Here is an 18,682-nt window from a genome sequence, read left to right as displayed (position 1 = left end):
AATTAGACATATTTTTTCATTGTATAAGAGTATAATTATATAGATAACTAGTCTTTGTAGAATGAAAGTAAAATTATAGGGGTGAAATATTGAAAAAACTTAATACTGCATTTATGCAGGCGAAAAGAATAAAGGTGCTTATAACTGTTTTTATTCTTTCTTTCTTTGTAATTATAATAAGTCAATATTATCTGTTTTCCCAGGGAATGCTAAAGCCTATCTACGATTCCTTTAATATTGAATCGAAAAAGGAAGTTGTATTATATGCTGGAGAAGAAATAAAGCTTCCGTTGAAGAGGAATGTGATACCTAGTTATGCTTTAGCAGAAGCTTTAAATATCACCTCCGATAATGAAGAAATAGTGTCAATAGATGAGAGTGGTATCTTAAGAGCATTAGCTATTGGAAAAACAAGGATTAATGTGATATCTAATAAAAAGAATATGTATATAGATGTAACTGTAAAGCCCATAATAGAGATATGGACAGAGGAAGCTATGCTGGATTTAGAAATTGGAGAAACACGGGAGATAAAACCAAGGGTAAATATATTTCCTGATGAGTCTGATATTCCTGAAATAACTTATACTATCAGTGGAGATCCTGAAGTGCTATCGGTTAATTCTGAAGGAGAAGTCACTGCATTAAAAGAAGGAAATGCTGATATAATAATTAGATGTGGAGAGGATCAAACAGTGGTTAATGCCAAGGTATATCCTGAGATAAGGGTTATATCTCTTAAGGCTTCATCAGAAGAGTTTGATATATATCAAGGAGATAATATAAAGCTTCAATTACATATTGTAACTGAGCCAAAAGAAGCTCTACCTCCTAAGGTGGAGTATAGGATTATTGATTATATTAAGGTTATAGATATAAAAGAGGATGGTACTATTACTGCAATAAATAAAGGAAGAAATATTATTGAGGTAACCTGTGGTGATAAAATCATATTTGTCAAGGTCAATGTAATTTAACAGCGTGCTGTTAGTATTATATAAATTGAGTTATAATAAAGTATATATTTGGTGTTAGGAGGATTACTGTTTATGAAAGTACGAAAGGCAATCATACCTGCAGCAGGCTTAGGTACTAGATTTTTACCAGCTACTAAATCGCAACCTAAGGAAATGCTACCTATAGTAGACAAGCCTACTATACAGTACATTGTCGAAGAGGCGGTGGCTTCAGGAATAGAGCAGATACTTATAATCACTGGAAGAAATAAGAAATCTATAGAGGATCATTTTGATAAATCTGTAGAGCTGGAAAAAGAGTTAGAAGAAAAAAACAAAGAAGAGCTATTAGAACTAGTTAGAAGTATATCTTCCTTAGCTGAGGTATATTATATTAGACAAAAAGAGCCTAAAGGTCTTGGACATGCTATTTATTGTGCTAAAACCTTTGTGGGGAATGAGCCCTTCGCTGTAATGCTTGGAGACGATATAGTAGATAGTGAGGTTCCTTGCTTAAAGCAGCTATTGGAATGCTATAAAGAATATAAGACCAGTATCCTTGGTGTTCAGCCTGTACCACAAGAGGATGTTAGCAAGTACGGTATTGTAACGCCTCTAAAGATTGAAGATGATGTTTTCAAGGTAAAAGGCCTGGTAGAAAAGCCAAGGATGGAGGAATCGCCTTCTAATATAGCTATTCTAGGCAGGTACATAATAACACCAAGAATTTTTGATATACTAGAAAATACACCTCCAGGGGTTAATGGAGAAATTCAGCTTACAGATGCTTTGAAGCTTCTCATGAAGAATGAGGCAATTTATGCCTATGCTTTCTCTGGAAGAAGATATGATGTAGGGGATAAACTTGGATATCTTCAGGCAACGGTAGATTTTGCTCTTAAAAGACCTGAACTTAGAGATGGCTTCATGGAATATTTAAAGAGTGTAGTAGAAGTGAAATAATATAAAATATTCAAACAATATTTGTATATAAATTTCCATCATGGATATAATTTTCAATAGAATTATATTGGAGGTATACATGATGAATAAAATTGTGTTAGTTGGCAGATTGATTAAAGATCCTGAACTCAGAATTCTTGAAGGTAGCGAAAAGCTCTTTACACGTTTTGTTATTGCAGTAGAAAGAAACTTTCGTTCAGCAGATGGTGAAAAAAAGGCAGATTTAATTCCTGTTACTATTTGGGGAAGAAAAGCTCAAGTGGTAGCTGAATATATGAAGAAGGGAAGCCTAATAAGCATCAGTGGAAGGCTTAGAACTGGAAGCTATGAGGACGAGGATGGTAAGAAGCGTTATATAGCTGAGGTTGTAGCGGAGGACTTTCGCTTTGTAGGTAGCAAAAAGCAGGAAAAAGAAGAGGTTCAAAGTCAATAGATTTAAAATATGAAGGAGTAAGGGTGGTGCTGTTCCCTTACTCCTTTAGTTATTTTAGGTTTTATAATATTCCTGAGGTTAGAGCTTCTTCCTTTGTCATAGAACTCTTCATGCCTGCATTTATCTTTGCCATTGATCCTATATTACCTATGAGTATACCACCTTGCAGCTTATTCTCTTTAAAGAAAAGCTTCTTGTATTGTCTTCCTTGTCTAAAGGAAAGCTGAACAATCTCCTGATCTTCAAAATTCATGTTCCCTGCTGAGAATATTTTTGCTCCTAGAGAATTCAGCATTAATGAGGAGTTGAAATCTTCAAATAGGGAGGTGTTACCAACAATATTTTCACCTGCTATCTTGCCCATTTCTATAGAAGCCATCCAATTACCATATACCATACCATTAACTTCTGCACAGTCGCCACAGGCATAGATACCAGGAATGCTTGTCTCCATTTTACTATTAACCACGATTCCTCTGTTAATTTCAACACCAGCAGCTTCTGCAAGCTTTAAATTACATCGGATTCCAACAGAACATAGAAGTATATCGCAGCTTATCTCTTTTCCGCTTTGAAGCTTTAATCCCCTTAGAGTAGAGTTCTCCATAACTATTTCTGTTATGCTATCTCCTAGTATTATATCAACACCGCTATCACTAGCTATATCCTCAAATATCCTGCTTCCCTCCACATCCAGTTGTTTGGGAAGTAGCCTTGGGAAAAATTCAATAACCTTAACATTTAAGCCTTTCTGTTTCATTTCCCAGGCGGCTTCTAGTCCTAATAAGCCACCTCCTAATACAACTGCAGTTTGTGCTTTGTCTAAGGCTTCCTTTACCTCTAAGGCGTCCTTTATATCCTTGATGGAGTAGATACCTTCAAAGCTTCTGTAATTATCTGAGGAAAGAATAGTATTTCCTGCTTTTATTGGGGGAATAAAATTATAGCTTCCCGTTGCTATTATCAGTTTAGAATAATCTAATTCTTCATTAGTATTAAGAATAATACTTTTTTTCTTTGGATCTATAGCTTTTACTTCTACTCCCAAGAGCTCATCTATGTTGTTTTCCTGATACCACTCTGGGGATTGTACATAAAACCTTTTTTCCTGCATATCTTTCACAATAAGAGATGAAAGCTGAGGTCTATAGTATGTCCTATACTCTTCTTTAGAAATTATTAATATAGGTGTTTCTTTATCGCTGTTTCTGATGGACTTTACGGCATTAAGTCCCGCAGCTCCATTACCTATAACAATAATTCTTTTACAATCTTCCATAAAAAAATCCTCCTAATATATAGCTTATATATAAATAATATTAAGAATATAATAAAAATGTACTGTTAATAATTTAATCATTAATATTACTCAATAACTATAGTTTATCATATAATTATTATACACATGCTATATTCAATGTAAAGATTATTTAGACAACACAGATGGAAAATTCAAGATTATTTTATGAACTAATAGTTAAATCTTAGTTTCATTAATAACTATTAATAAATGTATGTAGAAAATAATCGAAATATAAAAGAGAATATTTTAAAATAACTTAAAAAAGAATAAAAATTAGTGAAAAAAATGATGAAATATTCTTGATTTTTGTGACTTTATTTATTATAATAATAATAGGGTGTGGTAACGTATACACTTACAACTATGGTTCAATAAAATGGGTGAGAAAACAAAACAGCCAAGAATATAAATTCACGGCTGTTTTTGTTTTTTTAGTAATTATATATTATTTTGTTGAAACCAGAATATATATTTTGAGAGTGTTGAAAAAATAACATATATTATATTTTTTTATTGTTCTATTTTGTACACTATAAGGATAAATTCGACATCAAATAAATTCAAATAGTTTCCCAGTTAATAAGGATTCTTAGTTAGTATGAAATAATTAACAATAGAAGGGTGAAGATGTCACAATAGTAAGAATATTTTTAATAATTATAGGCGATAACTGACATACATTTTATACGTTAAATGTTAATATTATGCTTAGAGAAAGTTATGTTCGCTATATGAGAAAAAATGGAGGGTAACAAGATGAAGGTAATAAAAAGCTTAAATACTTCTGTTAGGTATGGCAGTAGAAAATCTGTATACTATTATAGAGTAGTAAGAGGTGTTATCCATGGTGTACAGGCTTACGGGATTGAAGTAGAAAGAGTTGACTATGAAGATGATGAGATAGTTTCTATAGAAAGGGATGCAATAGAAGTTATAAGTCCTCAGCCTCACAAGGTCTATGAATTGTTGAATCTATTATATTCAAATATTGTTTCACCGATACATTTAGTAGATGTAATAGGAGAGTTTGTTGATGATTATCTCCAGGATTTTGATAGAGGGTTTTGTGAGATAGCGACTAATTAATGTTTAGCTAATTATAAGGAATATATCATAGAACAGGGAATAAACATAATATTAACCTCCCATCTTTTAGAGGATGGGAGGTTAATATTTGTCCTTATTTTAACTATAGATTTTACAAGAATCTTTTATTATTATTTAATTAATAGTAAAGAGGTAAAGAAATGGAGAATAATATGATAATAGGTGTAGGTACTGATATTATAGAAATTAGTAGGGTAGAAAAGGCTGTTAAAAGAACTTCAGGATTACTGGAAAAGATTTTTACTCCAGAAGAAATAAAATCAGCTGGAAATGGAAGGCGCTCTGAGAGCTTAGCTGGCTATTTTGCTGCTAAGGAAGCAATGGGAAAGGCCTTAGGTACAGGGATTAGAGGCTTTAGTTTTAAGGATATAGAGGTATATAAGGATTCCTTAGGAAAACCATGTATTAAAGTAACTGGCCCTGCTGAAAATATCTGCGATTCTATGGGAGTTAGAAGTATTCATCTATCAATATCCCATAGCAGGGATAATGCCATGGCCTTTATTGTATTGGAGGGATAAAAAAATGAAGGTTGGAAGCAATGAAATCGTAAGAAATATTGATAAATACTGTATAGATATACTGGGTTATCCTGGATTATTACTAATGGAAAATGCGGCCTTAAAGGTACTGAGGCATATCTCACAAGAGGATGGAAGATACTATACTGTAATATGTGGAAGAGGAAATAATGGTGGAGATGGATTAGCTATAGCCAGGCATCTCAAGGCACTGGGCAAGAAGGTAGATGTATTTCAGATAGGAAACGGAAGGATGTCAGAGGATTGTAAGAAAAATTATGAGCTTCTTCTAAAGCTTGGAATTAAGGTGAAGTCTATTTCCAATATAGATGATTTATCAATGCTCAAGGATTCACTTATTGAGAGTGATACTGCTATAGATGCTATATTTGGAACAGGGATATCAAGAACTCTAGATGAGCTGTATATAAGCTGTATTGCAGTTGTTAATGAAAATAGCAAAAATATAATAGCTGTAGATGTTCCTTCTGGGATGGATAGCGATAATGGTAATATTATGGGAGATTGTATAAAGGCTAATAAGACAATCACCTTTACTTTATATAAGAAAGGCTTTCTGAATTATAAGGCGAAAAAATATACAGGGGAGGTACATATTGAGGAAATAGGAATACCCAAAGAGATTGTAGATATTTATCATGATAAGGAGTATATAATCTCACCTAGGGATATAAAAGCCATAATTCCTAACCGAGAAATAGCCGGTCACAAGGGTAGCTATGGCAGAGTGTTAATAATAGCTGGAAGCAGAGGCTTTACAGGAGCAGCCTATCTTTCAGGCAGGGCTTGTGTAATGAGCGGAGCTGGGCTCATAACAGTAGCTTGCCCTAGAGAAATTCAAGATGTCCTTTCATCAAAGCTGGCAGAGGCAATGACCTATGGCTTTAGCTCACCACAAGAATTAAAGGCTATGATAGAGGCTAATGAGGTTATAGCTATAGGACCTGGTCTTGGCAACAATGAAACAACTCTCGAGGTCCTGAAGCTTGTTATGAACAAAAAAGAAGGTACAGTAATAATCGATGCTGATGGAATAAATGTACTTGCAGAGAATAAATTTATTTTAAAAGGCTACTCCGGTTTGAGGGTGATTATGACACCTCATCCAGGAGAAATGGCTAGACTTTCAGGGCTTAGTACAGATTATATAAATGAAAATCGTATTAAGGTTGCTAAAAAATTTGCAAAGGATAATAATGTGGTATTATTATTAAAGGGCTACAACACGGTTATTACTGATGGTATCGAAGTATATGTTAATCCTACGGGAAGCAGCGCCATGGCCTCAGGAGGAATGGGAGATAGCCTCACTGGTATGATAGCTGCCTTTGCTGCCCAGGGGTTAGGGGATTTGAAGTGCGCTTGTCTTGGTGCCTATGCTCATGGCTATGCTGGTGATAGACTTTCAGAGGAAAGGTACTCTGTTAATGCAGAGAGTCTTATAGAAGAGCTTCCCTATGCTATAAAAGCACTTCAAGGGCTTTTATAGCATTGATGGTATAAATTCATACCTTAAAGAATATTAGTATATAGAAATATTTTTAGGGGTGAGTTTTACGAAGAGTAAATTAACTGTAGGGGCTATAATTCTTGTGCTGGCTATAGGCTCCCTCATATTTTATCTGTATAATAGAACAGATAAGGAGGAGGCGTCACAGGAGTTTTTAGATTATCTTAGATTTATAGATTGCTATAGCACAGATCTAGATTACAGGATTTACAATAACAAAGGTGTGTTTTCTGAGAAGGCTTCTCTTCTTTATCATAAGTCAAAGGGGTATAGGCTTACTTTAGAAAATAATAGAGTATATACCTATAAAGATAACAAGATTTTTGTATATGACCTGGATAATGGTAAGAGCTATGAGCTGAAAAGCACCTTCGATGAGTTTTATAAGTGGGCTTTTTTGAAGCCTTTCATTGAACTTATGTATACTAACGAATTTATGGAAAAATATTCCATAAATAAAGAAGGGAAAAATTACCTGTTTGTAGAATTATATATACCACAGGGTAATGAAAATCTTGATAAAGGTATATTGATGTTAAACACTGTGACTAGAGCGCCAGAAAAGCTTAGCATATATGATTATAAAGGTGAATTAAAGGCCGAAATTATTTATAGCAGCTTTCGATTTGAAAAAGATTTAGATGAAGCCTTATTTAATTACTAATTATATTGTATGAGGCTTGAAGTACAGGAGGAAAAAACAGATGGAAAAAATGAGATATGTTTGGGCTGAAATTGATCTCGATGCTCTAGCTCATAATATGAGAGAAATAAAGAAGGCTTCAAAAAGCGAAGAGGTAATGGCGGTGGTTAAGGCTGATGCTTATGGTCATGGTGCTATTGATGTAGCACCAGTACTTCTAGAAAATGGAGCTACAAGCCTTGCTGTTGCTGTAATCTCAGAAGCACTAGAGTTAAGAAGGGCAGGAATTGAGGCTCCAATAATGATCTTAGGACATACACCTCTAGAATATGCTGAAGAAATAGTTGCCTATGACATACAGCAGACTGTCTTTTCCTTCGATTATGCTCAGGAGCTTTCAAAAGAAGCACAGAGGCAGAATAAAAAGGTTAGGCTACATATTGCACTGGATACGGGAATGGGACGTATTGGTTTTTTGCCTACGGAGGAAAGTATTGAAGAGATTATAAATATCTCAAAGCTTACTAATGTGAGTATAATGGGCGTTTTTTCTCACTTCTCCAGTGCTGATGAAGAGAATAAAAGCTATACAAAAGAACAGCTTCAGAAGTTTTTAAGCTTCATTGAGGAGTTAAAGAAGAGAGGGATTAATCCTAAAATTCTTCACATAGCAAATAGTGCTGCCATAATAGATCTTCCAGATACTCATTTTCATGAGGTTAGACCAGGGATTATATTATATGGCTATTTACCATCTAAAGAGGTTAATAATAAGGTTTTAGATATAAAACCAGTGCTTACATTAAAAGCAAAAATAGTCCATATTAAAACTCTAGAAAAGGATATGTATGTTAGCTATGGAAGAATCTTTAAGACAGAAAGAAAAAGTATAATAGCTACACTTCCCTTAGGCTATGCTGATGGTTATACAAGATTATTAACAAATAAAGCTAAGGCTATTGTAGGGGGAAAGCTAGTGCCAGTAGTAGGACGGATATGTATGGATCAATGCATGCTGGATATTACCGATGTGCCTTCCTTAAAGGTAGGAGATGAGGTTATTCTTTTAGGAGAGGATAAAGGAGTTCACTTCAATGCAGAGGATATAGCAGACCTCTTAGGTACCATAAACTATGAGGTATTATGCATGCTGGGGAGCAGGGTTCCTAGAGTATATATCAAGGATGGGAAAGTGTTAAAAATTAGAAATTACATATAGGATAAAACCTTTGACACAATGACATATATTGCACTATAATTTTAGTGTACATATCGCTCTTTACTGCGTAAACATAGGAGGTAGGGTGGAATAATGTCATATTCAAAGGAATTGCAAGAATCCATTACCCGAGAGAAGAAAAAAAATAAAAAAAATAATCAATTAAATGAGCAGTCCTTAATAGAATATAGTGAGGATAAATTTAATGCTGAATATGTTATGCAGCTCAAACAGAGCTATGAGGAGATGGGTGAGCTTAATTTGCTTCTTAGCGAATGTAACTCCTCCCGTGATCTTCAGGAAATAATAGAATATGAAGCATGGCTTTCGGAGAGTGATATGTCAGATGACGACGATGTTAGTTAAAAGAGGAGACATATTTTATGCTGATCTGAGTCCTGTAATAGGGTCGGAGCAGGGAGGTATTAGGCCTGTAATAATTATTCAAAATGATATAGGTAATAAATATAGTCCAACAGTTATTGTGGCTGCTATTACCTCTCAAATAAATAAAGCTAAGCTTCCTACTCATGTGGAAATATCTTCAGAGGAGTATGGGCTTAATAAGGATTCAGTAGTATTATTAGAGCAGGTCAGAACACTAGATAAAAAACGTCTTAAGGAAAAGATAGGACATATGACGGATAGTGATATGGAAAAGGTAGATCGAGCACTGCGTATAAGTATAGGAATAAATTAAATCGCTTCGGCGATTTTTTTACTGCTTAGGATAAAATAGAGGGTAATAGCTTATCATAAATTTAAGGGGTCGATAACAAATGAAAAATACTATTAAAGAATATTTAATTATCACAATTGGGTTTATACTCATAGCTATCTCGGCAGAATATTTCTTTCTGCCAAATAATTTAACCACAGGGGGAGTTACAGGTATTTCCCTGGTAATAAATAATTATATACCAGCCTTAACTACAGGTATAAACATGATAATATTAAATTCCATTTTATTTGTTGTAGGCTTTGCTTTTCTAGGTAGAGCTTTTGGAGCAAAAACCTTATATGGAGCATTTGGTCTATCGGTGACTATGTGGCTTATAGAGGAGTTTCTAAATCCGGCAGCAATTACAACGGACTTAATGCTTACCACGGTAATTGGTTCAGCACTATTAGGTAGTGGATTAGCAATTATCTTTTCTCAAAATGCCTCTAGTGGAGGTACAGATATAATTGCAAAGATACTTAATAAATTCTTTGGCTTTAATCTTGGAACATCCATGCAGATAGTAGATTTATGCGTAGTTATTGCTGGTGCTTTAACCTTTGGTATAAATCGAGGTCTTTACTCTGTAGTAGCTGTAGTTCTTAATGGAATAGTAATTAATAGAGTGGTTTCAGGGCTTAATTCCTGTAAGGAAGTTATGATAATGAGCAGTAGGCTTTCAGATATTAAAAGGTACATAAATGAGGATATGGATAGAGGCTGCACCCTTCTTAGTGGTGAAGGGGGATATACGGGAAGAGAAACTAAGGTTATCTACTGTGTTCTTGAGAATAGAGAGCTTATAAGGCTCAAGAAGTTTATTAAGGAAATAGATCCTAAGGCTTTCCTTACCGTTCATGAGGCTCATGAGGTTATGGGAGAAGGCTTTAATAATATTAAGTAAATTTTCTTTTATGAATTCAATAAGTATATAGCTTTTTAGAATAGTAAAAACTATAATTTGATTAGAGGTCTTTGGGCCTCTATATTTGCATTGATAAAAGCAGAGAAGAGAGAATAGAGAAGAGAGAATAGAGAATAGAGAATAGAGAATAGAGAATAGAGGAAACTTGTATAATGAAAGTAGACACCCGGAAGAGATAAAAATATAATTAACTCAAGGGGTGTGAAAATATGGCAAGAAAGTACTCAAAGAAGTTTAAAATACAGGCATGTGAACTGGTGATAAAGGACGGTATCAAGCATGCTGTAGTTGCTGAGAAATTCGGGATTAATTTGGTAATGCTGTATAGGTGGATAGATGAATATCAGACATACGGAGACGAAGCGTTTGTGGGATCAGGACATCAAAAGCCTGCGGATGCAGAGCTGAATAAGCTGAAAAAGGAAAACGAACGACTTAGGATGGAAAATGAAATTCTAAAAAAAGCAGCGGCATACTTTGCGAAAAACCCAGAAAAAAATTAGAGTTTGCGAGGCGAGAGCTTAAAGGGTATGACACCAGCATGGTATGCCGATTGTTAGGAGTGTCAAGGAGCGCCTTCTATAGGTCAAGGAAACAGGTAGAGAGTGAAAAAATCAGAGAGGAAGAAGCCGTAATTAATTGTTTCAAAACAAACAATGGTAATTACGGTAGAATTCGCATACGCAAAGCTCTTGCTTTGCAGGATATACGGGTTAGTGAGAATAGGGTAGCCAGGATTCTGAAAATGAACGGGCTTGCAGCGAAAGCTGGCCGCAAAAGAAAAAATAGGAGGCCTAAGCCAACTGAAGAGCAGTACATAGAGGAAAACCTGTGTAAAGATAAGTTTTTGGTAACGCAGGCAAATGCCCTGTGGTGCTCTGATATTTGCGAGCTGAGATGCAGGAGCGGCAAAATCTATATGTGCGGAATAATTGATGTTGCTACTCGACGACTTGTTGGGTGGGATATAGCAGGTCACCAGAGACAGGACTTGGTTCAGGAGGCCTTCAGAATGGCTATTGGACGCAACCCTAAACTACCCAAAGGAGCGATCTACCACAGCGATAGAGGCTGTCAGTATACAGCTATAAAGACAAAGGATCTTATTGAAAGAAGTGGCTTCCTTAAGAGTATGTCCCGTCCTGGTACTCCTAACGACAATCAGCCTATAGAGAGCTTCTGGAAGACACTACGAACTGAGCTTCCTGATATAGGGCAGCTCGGGAAAGATGATGCTACAAGACGGATAGTTGCGTATATAGAGCTATACTACAATTCATCTCGTCTTCATTCTGGTATCGGCTATAAGGTACCTAACGAATATTTTGAAGTTTTAACTCTTTCTAGTGTTTCTTTTTCTTGACATGTTTCGAGAAGAGAAAAAGATAAAAGAGGAAAGATAAGAGAAAGAGCAGAGGAAAATAGCGAAAGATGGGTAATAGACAAGGTACGTAAATGGTGGACAATTCTGAGTTGTGAGTTATGAGTTTAAGTTTTAAATTTTAATTATAAATTTTGAGGTTGATATATGAGGAGGTTAATATGAAGAATAGGGTTAAGGATATGGTTTTTATTACTCTAGGGATAGTGTTGTTGGCTGTGGCTTTGGAGTATTTTTTTATACCTAATAATATTGCAGCAGGTGGGGTATCGGGGTTAGCTATCGTAATTAATAGTTATTTTCCTTTCCTTGAAGTAAGCGTTTTGGTATTTTTGATGAATTTGGTGCTTTTTGTTGTGGGATTTATTTTTATAGGGGGAGGCTTTGGAGGGAAGAGTATTTATGCCTCTTTAGGACTGTCTTTTTTAATGTGGCTTATAGAGTATTTTTTAGCTCCGAAGGCTATTACGGAGGATCTACTTCTGGCAGTGATATTTGGTACTTTGATAGGAGCCTTAGGTATGGCTTTGGTATTCAATGCTAATGCTTCTACTGGGGGAACGGATATAGTTGCTAAGATTTTAAATAAATACTTTGATATAGATATTGGGAAATCTCTTTTAATGGTAGATTTTATTATTACTATAATGGGAGCGGTTACCTTTGGTATTGACGTAGGTCTTTATGCTCTTCTTGCTGTTATAGCAAATGGTTTAGTTATTGACAGGATAATAGATGGGTTTAATTCAGTTAAGGAAATAATAATAATCAGTGAGAAATGGGAAGAAATATCAAATTACATAATTGGAAATCTTGACAGGGGATGCACTATCTTTGAAGGAAAGGGTGGCTACACCAAAAAGGACACTAAACTCATATACACTGTTCTGGGAAGAGCTGAATTTATAAAAGTCAAGGGATGGATAAGGGAAATAGATCCTAAGGCTTTTATAACAGTTAATGAAGCTTATGAGGTTTTAGGAGAAGGATTCAAATCTTTGAGCTGATTGTTAATATTTGATTAATTTTGTTTAAAATATGTATTAATAAAGTGTTAAAAATAAGATTAAAATCTAATATTTAACAATTAATTTAATGTTTTTACTTGTATTTACACAGATTTTTAATACTTAAGTCTTAATTTTAATTTTTTTTTGACAAGTTAGAAATTTTACAGAGCTAATTATTATGTTATAATATCTTTGTGTTTAAAATCATGTGAATTTAAGTAAGGGGTTGTCAGGATGATTGAATTCAAGAATGTGAGTAAGATATATAACAATAACGTCCACGCTCTTAAGAATGTAAATGTTAAAATTGAGCGAGGAGAGTTTGTTTTTTTGGTAGGACCTAGTGGGGCAGGTAAATCTACCTTTATCAAAATGCTTTTAAAAGAGGTGGATCCAACTACTGGATCTATAATGAATAATGGTACGGATCTTTCAACTTTGAAAAGAAGCCAAATTCCATACTACAGAAGAAAGGTAGGAATGGTTTTTCAGGACTTTAGATTAATACCTAATCTAAGTGTTTATGAAAATGTTGCATTTGCCATGAGGGTTGTAGGAGCGTCTGCCAGGGAAATAAGAAAAAGAGTACCTACGGTACTATCTTTAGTTGGATTATCAGATAAATATAAGGTATTCCCTCATGAGTTATCCGGTGGAGAGCAGCAGAGAATTTCATTAGCTAGAGCTATAGTTAATAATCCAAGCCTCCTTATTGCCGATGAACCTACAGGTAACCTAGATCCTGAGACAGCAAAGGAAATAATGGCTCTTTTAGATGATATCAATAAAGCTGGTACAACTATCCTTATGGCTACACATGCTAAGGATATTGTTGATATGATGAAAAAGAGAGTATTAGCTGTAGAAAAGGGAGTTATTGTTAGGGACGAAAAAAGGGGGAAATACGAATATGAGGTTTAGCAGCATTAAGTATTTTATGTCTGATGCTTTTAAAAGTATATGGAGAAACAGAACCATAAGCCTTGCTTCAGTAGCTACTGTCGCAGCAACTCTGTTTATCTTTGGGGTGTTTTTGTTAGTAGGACTTAATATAAATGAAGCAGTAGCAGATGTAGAGGATAAGATAGAAGTAAGAGTTTATCTTGATTTAGAGGCTACAGAGGAACAGGTTGATTCTATAGAGACTCAGCTTAATTCTGAAACTGGTGTAGCTGAAATAGAATTTGAAACTAAGGAACAGGCTCTAGAGAATTTTAGGAAAGAGCTTAAGGGTAAGGAAGATCTATTAGATGGTTATGATGAAGAAAATAATCCAATGCAGGCTTCCTTTATAGTAAAATTGGCAGAGCCTAAATACGCTCAGGATATTGAAAAAAAGTATAATAACGTTGAAGGTGTAGATGAGGTTGGTAATGATCAGGAGATCATTGATAAGATTGCAGGACTTGCAAAGACCGTTAGATGGGTTGGTATTGCAATATTTATCATTCTTATAGCCGTATCACTATTCCTTATAGGTAATACTATAAAGATTACTGTGTTCTCCAGAAGAAGAGAAGTTGGAATAATGAAGTTTGTAGGAGCTACTGACTGGTTTATTAGATGGCCTTTTGTAATAGAAGGTATTGTCATAGGAATAATTGGTGCTTTAGTTTCTACAGTGATTCTATACTTCGCTTACAGATATTTATATACTAGTATAACTACTGGTATGTTTATTACAACTCTTGTAGAACCAGTATATGTTCTATCAACTATTACATGGGAATTCCTTCTGGCAGGTATTTTTATCGGTGCTGTAGGAAGTATTCTTTCATTAAGAAAGTTCTTAGTAGTATAATACTTATAAAGCATCATTTAAGGATTAAATTCTTAAATGATGTTTTTTTGTTATGTATATTTTTAATTAGTTAAGAAAATATTACATAGCTTTTTAGTTTCTTGACATGGGGTTCTCATTGGACTATGCTAGGATTATTAGCAGAATAAGTCAAAAGCAAAGTTTTAGTATTGTATTTTCCCTTCATTTTGCATATGATATTTTATATGATGTTGAAGGTAGACTTCATTATGATATATGATAGCTGCTGAGCTTTGGTGATGCTGCTTAACTAGATTTGATTACGTAAAAGGAGTGGTATTATGAATGGGTATGAACCGTTAGGCAGTCCTCAGAAAAAGGGCGGCAGAGGAAAATGGATTGCAATATTTTTTGTATTGTTAATGGTTACTGCAGGAGGAGCTTTTTATCTGGGTAATGTTTTTGCCTATTCCACAGGCTTTGGCGGCTTAGTTGATGGTGAGGTACTTGATAAGTACAAGGATGTAGATGCTTATGAGAAGCTCTTTGATATAAGAGGAGCTCTTTATCAGTATTATGACGGGGAAATAGATGATAAGGCAATGTTAGAGGGAGCCATAAAAGGGATGACTGAAGCTCTGGGAGACCCTTATACGGTATTTATGAATAAAGAAGAATATGATGCTTTTAACCAGCAGAGTGAAGGTGAGTATATAGGCCTTGGAATTCAGGTTGGAGTTAGGGATAATAAAATTGTTGTTATAGCCCCCTTTGATGGATCTCCTGCCGCGAAAGCTGGTATCATTCCTGGTGATGTAATACTTGCAGTGAATGGTACAGAGGTATCTGGAGAGGATATAGACCTTGCGGTATCTATGATGAAGGGGAATGATAAGGTCCCTGTTAATCTAAGTCTCTTTAGAGAGAGCAAGGGTTCTTTTGATGTTTCAGTAACTAGAGATACTATTTTAATGGTTACTGTGGATAGTGAAATGCTGGAAAACAATATAGGTTATATATCCGTGAGCAGCTTTGATGAACATACTGATGATGATTTCACTAAGGCTTTAGTAGAATTAAAAAATCAAGGGATGAAGGGGTTAATTCTTGATTTGAGAGATAATCCCGGTGGATTGCTTACTACTAGCGTATCAGTAGTTTCTAATTTTATTGAAAAGGGAAAGGTAGTAGTATCTACTATAGATAAATATGATAAAAAAGAGGTGCTTAATTCTGAAGGGGGAGAGGCTATAGGACTTCCACTGGTGGTTCTGGTGAATGAATATAGTGCTAGCGCTTCGGAAATTGTTTCAGGAGCTATAAGGGACTATGAGGCAGGTACTCTAATAGGTACCAATACCTTTGGTAAGGGAATAGTTCAATCTGTGCTGACAGGTTTAGGAGATGGCACTGCTTTAAAGGTGACCATATCAAAATATTATACACCTCTTGGAGAAAATATTCATGGCACTGGTATAGCACCAGATATAGAGGTAGCTTATCCCGATGAACTCAGAGAGCAGCTTTATGACCGTGCCAAGGATCCTCAGTTTACTAAGGCTCTGGAGGTAATTAAAGAAAAACTTCAATAGGAGGAGCCTAATTAATGAATGTGACAATATATACTCTACGATCCGTTGCTTATGCCATTACTGAACCTTCTTTAGTTATTGTTTTAATAATTTTAGGTGTTTTATTTTATAGACAAAATAGAAAGACAGCAATAATGCAGAAGATGATTATTGGAGAGAGTATTAATTCTCCATTAGAGCTTACAATTTCTCAAATTGTAATAGGTTTATTTGCAGGAACTTTGGCAAGTCTTCTATTGTCTTATATAGGTGTAATGTTTCCTGAAAACTCAGGAATAGAATTTCTTTTTATAGTTTCAATATTGTTGATGTTATTTAAACCTAGATTTTTCTGTTTTTCCTATTCTGCCTCTATATTAGGTTTTATATATTTAGTGCTGAGGTTAATTACCGATAGAGTGGGAACAGAAAATGCTTTTACTATAGATTTAGTGTTTCTTTTTTCCATGGTTGGAGTGCTGCATTTTATTGAAGGGCTACTTGTTATCATTGATGGGCATAAGGGAGCTATACCGATATTTACTACAAGAGATAATAAAATAATCGGAGGCTTTGCCTTAAAAAGATACTGGGCTCTTCCAGTGGCATTGTTTATTATTTATGCGCAAACACCAGGAAGCACTCTAGGAACCATATCGGTTTCAACCCCTGAATGGTGGCCGTTGTTTAAATCAAGCAATACTATAGATATTTTAAAGACTGCTGTACTATCAATGATTCCTTTTTATGGTGTATTGGGCTATTCTGGAGTTACTTTTACCAACGATAAAGGGACTAAAGCCTTTCAGTCAGGCTTAGGTATACTATTCTATGGAATATTACTCACCTTTATAGCACAATTAGCTGGACTTGGTATTTTAGGAGAGATAACAGCTATAGTCTTTTGCGCAGGCGGACATGAATTAATGCTTTATCTTCAGAGAAGGCTTGAAATAAAAAGGGCTCCTAAATATGTTAGTGATGAAGAAGGGCTTATGATTCTTGAGGTTGCTCCAGAATCTCCAGCTTTTAAAGCTGGTCTTAAAAGCGGAGATAAAATTATTGAGGTTAATGGTAATTATGTTAGCAATGAGGCTACTATTTACTCAGAACTGAAGGAAAGCTTAAATAAAGTAGCTATTAGAATAAAGGACTATAAGGGAGAGCTAAAGGATATTAATCTATCTCGAAAAGGGGTGGAAAGGTTGGGATTAGTTTTAGTTCCTAGGGTAGTTCCTGCGGAGAATAAGATTATAAAGATGAATGGCGATAGCTTTAAGGATATGTTGGATAAGTTGAAGAAGAAGTGAGAGAAGAGAATAGAGAATAGAGAATAGAGAATAGAGAAGAGAGAAGAGAGAAAAGATAGGTAAGAAGTAAGAAGTAAGAAGTAAGAGCTAAGAGATAAGAGCAAGAGCAAGAGCAAGAGCAAGAGATAAGAGATTAGGTAAGAGGTAAGAACTAAAAGATAAGAGCAAAGAAGTAAAAGATAAGAAGCAAAGAGCAAAAGATAAGAGATAGAAGATTAGAAGAGTGCTAGTAGATTTGGCGCTCTTTTTTTTGTGGGGGGATGGTGGAGGGGAGGGGAATTGAGTAAAATTGAATGGAATTGTGTGAAATTTATTTCTTTTTTTAAGCTAATATATTGTAATATTATTTCAAAAAGGTTATATTATTTATAGAAGTAAATTATCTGTGGGATACTAACCTTGGGGAGGTATATAAAATGAAAATAGATTTGAGTAAGTTAGTTACAGAAAAGAGAAATCCTAATACAGTTAATATCGATAAGGTTTCTACCCTTGAAATGGTGACAATGATTAATAATGAAGATAAGCTTGTGGCATTAGCTGTGGAAAAGGAGCTTGAAACAATAGCTAAGGCTGTGGATGTGATTGCTGAGGCTTTTGAAAAGGGCGGAAGACTTATATACAGCGGTGCTGGAACTTCTGGACGTCTTGGTATTTTGGATGCTTCTGAGTGTCCTCCTACTTATGGGGTTTCTGCGGAGCTTGTTCAGGGTATTATTGCTGGAGGAAAAGAGGCTATATTTAAGGCTAAGGAAGGAGCAGAGGACTCCAAGGAGCTTTGTGTAGAGGATCTTAAGGCAATTGATTTTTCTGAGAAGGATGTGCTTGTAGGATTAGCGGCTAGCGGAAGAACTCCTTATGTTATTGGAGGACTTGAATATGCTAAGGAAATAGGAGCTGCAACTGTTGCTGTGACTTGTAATCCTGATTCTGAGCTATCTCATATTGCAGATTTATCTATAGCACCTGTAGTTGGACCAGAGGTTGTTACTGGTTCTACAAGAATGAAGGCAGGAACTGCACAGAAGCTGGTATTAAACATGTTATCCACTGGGGCTATGATAAAAACTGGTAAGGTATTTGGAAATCTGATGGTAGACGTAAGAGCTACTAATAAGAAGCTAGTTGAAAGAGCTAAGGGCATAGTTATAGAAGCTACTGGTGCTTCTAGAGAAGCCGCAGAAAAGGTATTAGAGGAAACAGCATACAATGTTAAGCTATCTATTCTTATGCTTCTAGCTGAGGTGTCTAAAGAAGAAGGTGAAAAGCTTCTAAAGGATGCTAATGGACATATTTCTAAAGCGTTAAAGGCTGCAGGAAAATAAA

Annotated in this window: 20 protein-coding genes; 19 read left to right on the top strand and 1 reads right to left on the bottom strand. The window is 35.1% G+C overall.

Translation table 11 applies throughout. The features are described 5' to 3' along the window. Positions 1-89: 89 nt before the first annotated feature. The 3 genes from ACPWSR_RS02555 (at position 90) to ACPWSR_RS02545 (ending at position 2,352) form a co-directional block, all read left to right on the top strand. Entirely contained in the window at positions 90-977 is an 888-nt protein-coding gene (locus ACPWSR_RS02555; RefSeq protein ID WP_426350132.1) for an Ig-like domain-containing protein, read from the top strand. 72 nt (positions 978-1,049) lie between these two features. Further along, entirely contained in the window at positions 1,050-1,919 is an 870-nt protein-coding gene (gene galU, locus ACPWSR_RS02550; RefSeq protein ID WP_426350131.1) for a UTP--glucose-1-phosphate uridylyltransferase GalU, read from the top strand. 79 nt (positions 1,920-1,998) lie between these two features. Beyond that, positions 1,999-2,352, top strand: a complete 354-nt coding sequence (locus ACPWSR_RS02545; RefSeq protein ID WP_426350130.1) for a single-stranded DNA-binding protein — start codon at positions 1,999-2,001, stop codon at positions 2,350-2,352. A gap of 61 nt (positions 2,353-2,413) precedes the next feature. Here ACPWSR_RS02545 and ACPWSR_RS02540 read toward each other — a convergent pair whose 3' ends face one another. Next, positions 2,414-3,631 (bottom strand): NAD(P)/FAD-dependent oxidoreductase, encoded by a 1,218-nt coding sequence (locus ACPWSR_RS02540; RefSeq protein ID WP_426350129.1) that lies wholly within the window; start codon positions 3,629-3,631, stop codon positions 2,414-2,416. Positions 3,632-4,411: 780 nt separating this feature from the next. Here ACPWSR_RS02540 and ACPWSR_RS02535 point away from each other — a divergent pair. The 16 genes from ACPWSR_RS02535 (at position 4,412) to murQ (ending at position 18,681) form a co-directional block, all read left to right on the top strand. Further along, on the top strand, positions 4,412-4,741 hold the full coding sequence (locus tag ACPWSR_RS02535; RefSeq protein WP_426350128.1) for a DUF6514 family protein: 330 nt from the start codon (positions 4,412-4,414) through the stop codon (positions 4,739-4,741). A gap of 161 nt (positions 4,742-4,902) precedes the next feature. Continuing rightward, positions 4,903-5,283 (top strand): holo-ACP synthase, encoded by a 381-nt coding sequence (locus ACPWSR_RS02530; protein ID WP_426350127.1) that lies wholly within the window; start codon positions 4,903-4,905, stop codon positions 5,281-5,283. Positions 5,284-5,287: 4 nt separating this feature from the next. Beyond that, entirely contained in the window at positions 5,288-6,793 is a 1,506-nt protein-coding gene (locus ACPWSR_RS02525; protein ID WP_426350126.1) for an NAD(P)H-hydrate dehydratase, read from the top strand. A gap of 58 nt (positions 6,794-6,851) precedes the next feature. Then, positions 6,852-7,478 carry a germination lipoprotein GerS-related protein gene (locus tag ACPWSR_RS02520; RefSeq protein ID WP_426350125.1) on the top strand — a complete coding sequence of 209 codons (627 nt, stop codon included), beginning with the start codon at positions 6,852-6,854 and terminating at the stop codon, positions 7,476-7,478. A 40-nt stretch (positions 7,479-7,518) separates the two neighbouring features. Then, complete coding sequence (alr, locus tag ACPWSR_RS02515) at positions 7,519-8,676, top strand: alanine racemase (protein ID WP_426350124.1); 1,158 nt, start codon at positions 7,519-7,521, stop codon at positions 8,674-8,676. Positions 8,677-8,769: 93 nt separating this feature from the next. Beyond that, positions 8,770-9,042 (top strand): hypothetical protein, encoded by a 273-nt coding sequence (locus ACPWSR_RS02510; RefSeq protein WP_426350123.1) that lies wholly within the window; start codon positions 8,770-8,772, stop codon positions 9,040-9,042. Beyond that, entirely contained in the window at positions 9,023-9,376 is a 354-nt protein-coding gene (locus tag ACPWSR_RS02505) for a type II toxin-antitoxin system PemK/MazF family toxin (protein ID WP_426350122.1), read from the top strand. The genes ACPWSR_RS02510 and ACPWSR_RS02505 overlap by 20 nt, the downstream gene beginning before the upstream one ends. A 79-nt stretch (positions 9,377-9,455) precedes the next feature. Continuing rightward, on the top strand, positions 9,456-10,301 hold the full coding sequence (locus ACPWSR_RS02500) for a YitT family protein (RefSeq protein ID WP_426350121.1): 846 nt from the start codon (positions 9,456-9,458) through the stop codon (positions 10,299-10,301). Positions 10,302-10,531: 230 nt separating this feature from the next. After that, positions 10,532-10,825, top strand: coding sequence for a transposase (locus ACPWSR_RS02495; RefSeq protein WP_426350120.1), 294 nt, complete (start codon positions 10,532-10,534; stop codon positions 10,823-10,825). Then, positions 10,795-11,685 carry an IS3 family transposase gene (locus tag ACPWSR_RS02490; RefSeq protein WP_426351345.1) on the top strand — a complete coding sequence of 297 codons (891 nt, stop codon included), beginning with the start codon at positions 10,795-10,797 and terminating at the stop codon, positions 11,683-11,685. Before ACPWSR_RS02495 ends, ACPWSR_RS02490 begins: the two co-directional genes overlap by 31 nt. Before the next feature lie 179 nt (positions 11,686-11,864). Next, positions 11,865-12,710: a YitT family protein gene (locus ACPWSR_RS02485; RefSeq protein ID WP_426350119.1), complete on the top strand. Its 846-nt coding sequence runs from the start codon at positions 11,865-11,867 to the stop codon at positions 12,708-12,710. Positions 12,711-12,947: 237 nt separating this feature from the next. Continuing rightward, the gene (gene ftsE / locus ACPWSR_RS02480; protein ID WP_426350118.1) at positions 12,948-13,634 is read left to right on the top strand and encodes a cell division ATP-binding protein FtsE; all 687 of its coding nucleotides are present in this window, start codon (positions 12,948-12,950) and stop codon (positions 13,632-13,634) included. Beyond that, entirely contained in the window at positions 13,624-14,514 is an 891-nt protein-coding gene (ftsX, locus tag ACPWSR_RS02475; RefSeq protein ID WP_426350117.1) for a permease-like cell division protein FtsX, read from the top strand. The genes ftsE and ftsX overlap by 11 nt, the downstream gene beginning before the upstream one ends. A gap of 302 nt (positions 14,515-14,816) precedes the next feature. After that, positions 14,817-16,067 carry a S41 family peptidase gene (locus ACPWSR_RS02470; protein ID WP_426350116.1) on the top strand — a complete coding sequence of 417 codons (1,251 nt, stop codon included), beginning with the start codon at positions 14,817-14,819 and terminating at the stop codon, positions 16,065-16,067. Between the two features lie 14 nt (positions 16,068-16,081). Further along, positions 16,082-17,356 carry a PDZ domain-containing protein gene (locus ACPWSR_RS02465; RefSeq protein WP_426350115.1) on the top strand — a complete coding sequence of 425 codons (1,275 nt, stop codon included), beginning with the start codon at positions 16,082-16,084 and terminating at the stop codon, positions 17,354-17,356. A gap of 416 nt (positions 17,357-17,772) precedes the next feature. Then, a complete protein-coding gene (gene murQ / locus ACPWSR_RS02460; protein ID WP_426350114.1) occupies positions 17,773-18,681 on the top strand; it encodes an N-acetylmuramic acid 6-phosphate etherase in 909 nt (302 codons plus the stop codon). Position 18,682: the final 1 nt, after the last annotated feature.

The sequence above is a fragment of the Alloiococcus sp. CFN-8 genome (genome assembly GCF_049943125.1).
Lineage (GTDB): Bacteria > Bacillota > Clostridia > Clostridiales > Clostridiaceae > JAEXZL01.
Note: the sequence above shows the minus strand (reverse complement) of the source record. Positions and strands in the feature narration are given on the sequence as shown.

Excerpts from the sequence above, each read along its gene's own strand:
- ACPWSR_RS02485 (WP_426350119.1), top strand. The coding sequence starts at position 11,865 with ATGAAGAATAGGGTTAAGGATATGGTTTTTATTACTCTAGGGATAGTG.
- ACPWSR_RS02510 (WP_426350123.1), top strand. The coding sequence starts at position 8,770 with ATGTCATATTCAAAGGAATTGCAAGAATCCATTACCCGAGAGAAGAAA.
- ACPWSR_RS02545 (WP_426350130.1), top strand. The coding sequence starts at position 1,999 with ATGATGAATAAAATTGTGTTAGTTGGCAGATTGATTAAAGATCCTGAA.
- ACPWSR_RS02525 (WP_426350126.1), top strand. The coding sequence starts at position 5,288 with ATGAAGGTTGGAAGCAATGAAATCGTAAGAAATATTGATAAATACTGT.
- ACPWSR_RS02530 (WP_426350127.1), top strand. The coding sequence starts at position 4,903 with ATGGAGAATAATATGATAATAGGTGTAGGTACTGATATTATAGAAATT.
- alr (WP_426350124.1), top strand. The coding sequence starts at position 7,519 with ATGGAAAAAATGAGATATGTTTGGGCTGAAATTGATCTCGATGCTCTA.
- ACPWSR_RS02505 (WP_426350122.1), top strand. The coding sequence starts at position 9,023 with ATGACGACGATGTTAGTTAAAAGAGGAGACATATTTTATGCTGATCTG.
- ftsE (WP_426350118.1), top strand. The coding sequence starts at position 12,948 with ATGATTGAATTCAAGAATGTGAGTAAGATATATAACAATAACGTCCAC.
- ftsX (WP_426350117.1), top strand. The coding sequence starts at position 13,624 with ATGAGGTTTAGCAGCATTAAGTATTTTATGTCTGATGCTTTTAAAAGT.
- ACPWSR_RS02535 (WP_426350128.1), top strand. The coding sequence starts at position 4,412 with ATGAAGGTAATAAAAAGCTTAAATACTTCTGTTAGGTATGGCAGTAGA.
- ACPWSR_RS02495 (WP_426350120.1), top strand. The coding sequence starts at position 10,532 with ATGGCAAGAAAGTACTCAAAGAAGTTTAAAATACAGGCATGTGAACTG.
- ACPWSR_RS02500 (WP_426350121.1), top strand. The coding sequence starts at position 9,456 with ATGAAAAATACTATTAAAGAATATTTAATTATCACAATTGGGTTTATA.
- galU (WP_426350131.1), top strand. The coding sequence starts at position 1,050 with ATGAAAGTACGAAAGGCAATCATACCTGCAGCAGGCTTAGGTACTAGA.
- ACPWSR_RS02540 (WP_426350129.1), bottom strand. The coding sequence starts at position 3,631 with ATGGAAGATTGTAAAAGAATTATTGTTATAGGTAATGGAGCTGCGGGA.
- ACPWSR_RS02465 (WP_426350115.1), top strand. The coding sequence starts at position 16,082 with ATGAATGTGACAATATATACTCTACGATCCGTTGCTTATGCCATTACT.
- murQ (WP_426350114.1), top strand. The coding sequence starts at position 17,773 with ATGAAAATAGATTTGAGTAAGTTAGTTACAGAAAAGAGAAATCCTAAT.
- ACPWSR_RS02470 (WP_426350116.1), top strand. The coding sequence starts at position 14,817 with ATGAATGGGTATGAACCGTTAGGCAGTCCTCAGAAAAAGGGCGGCAGA.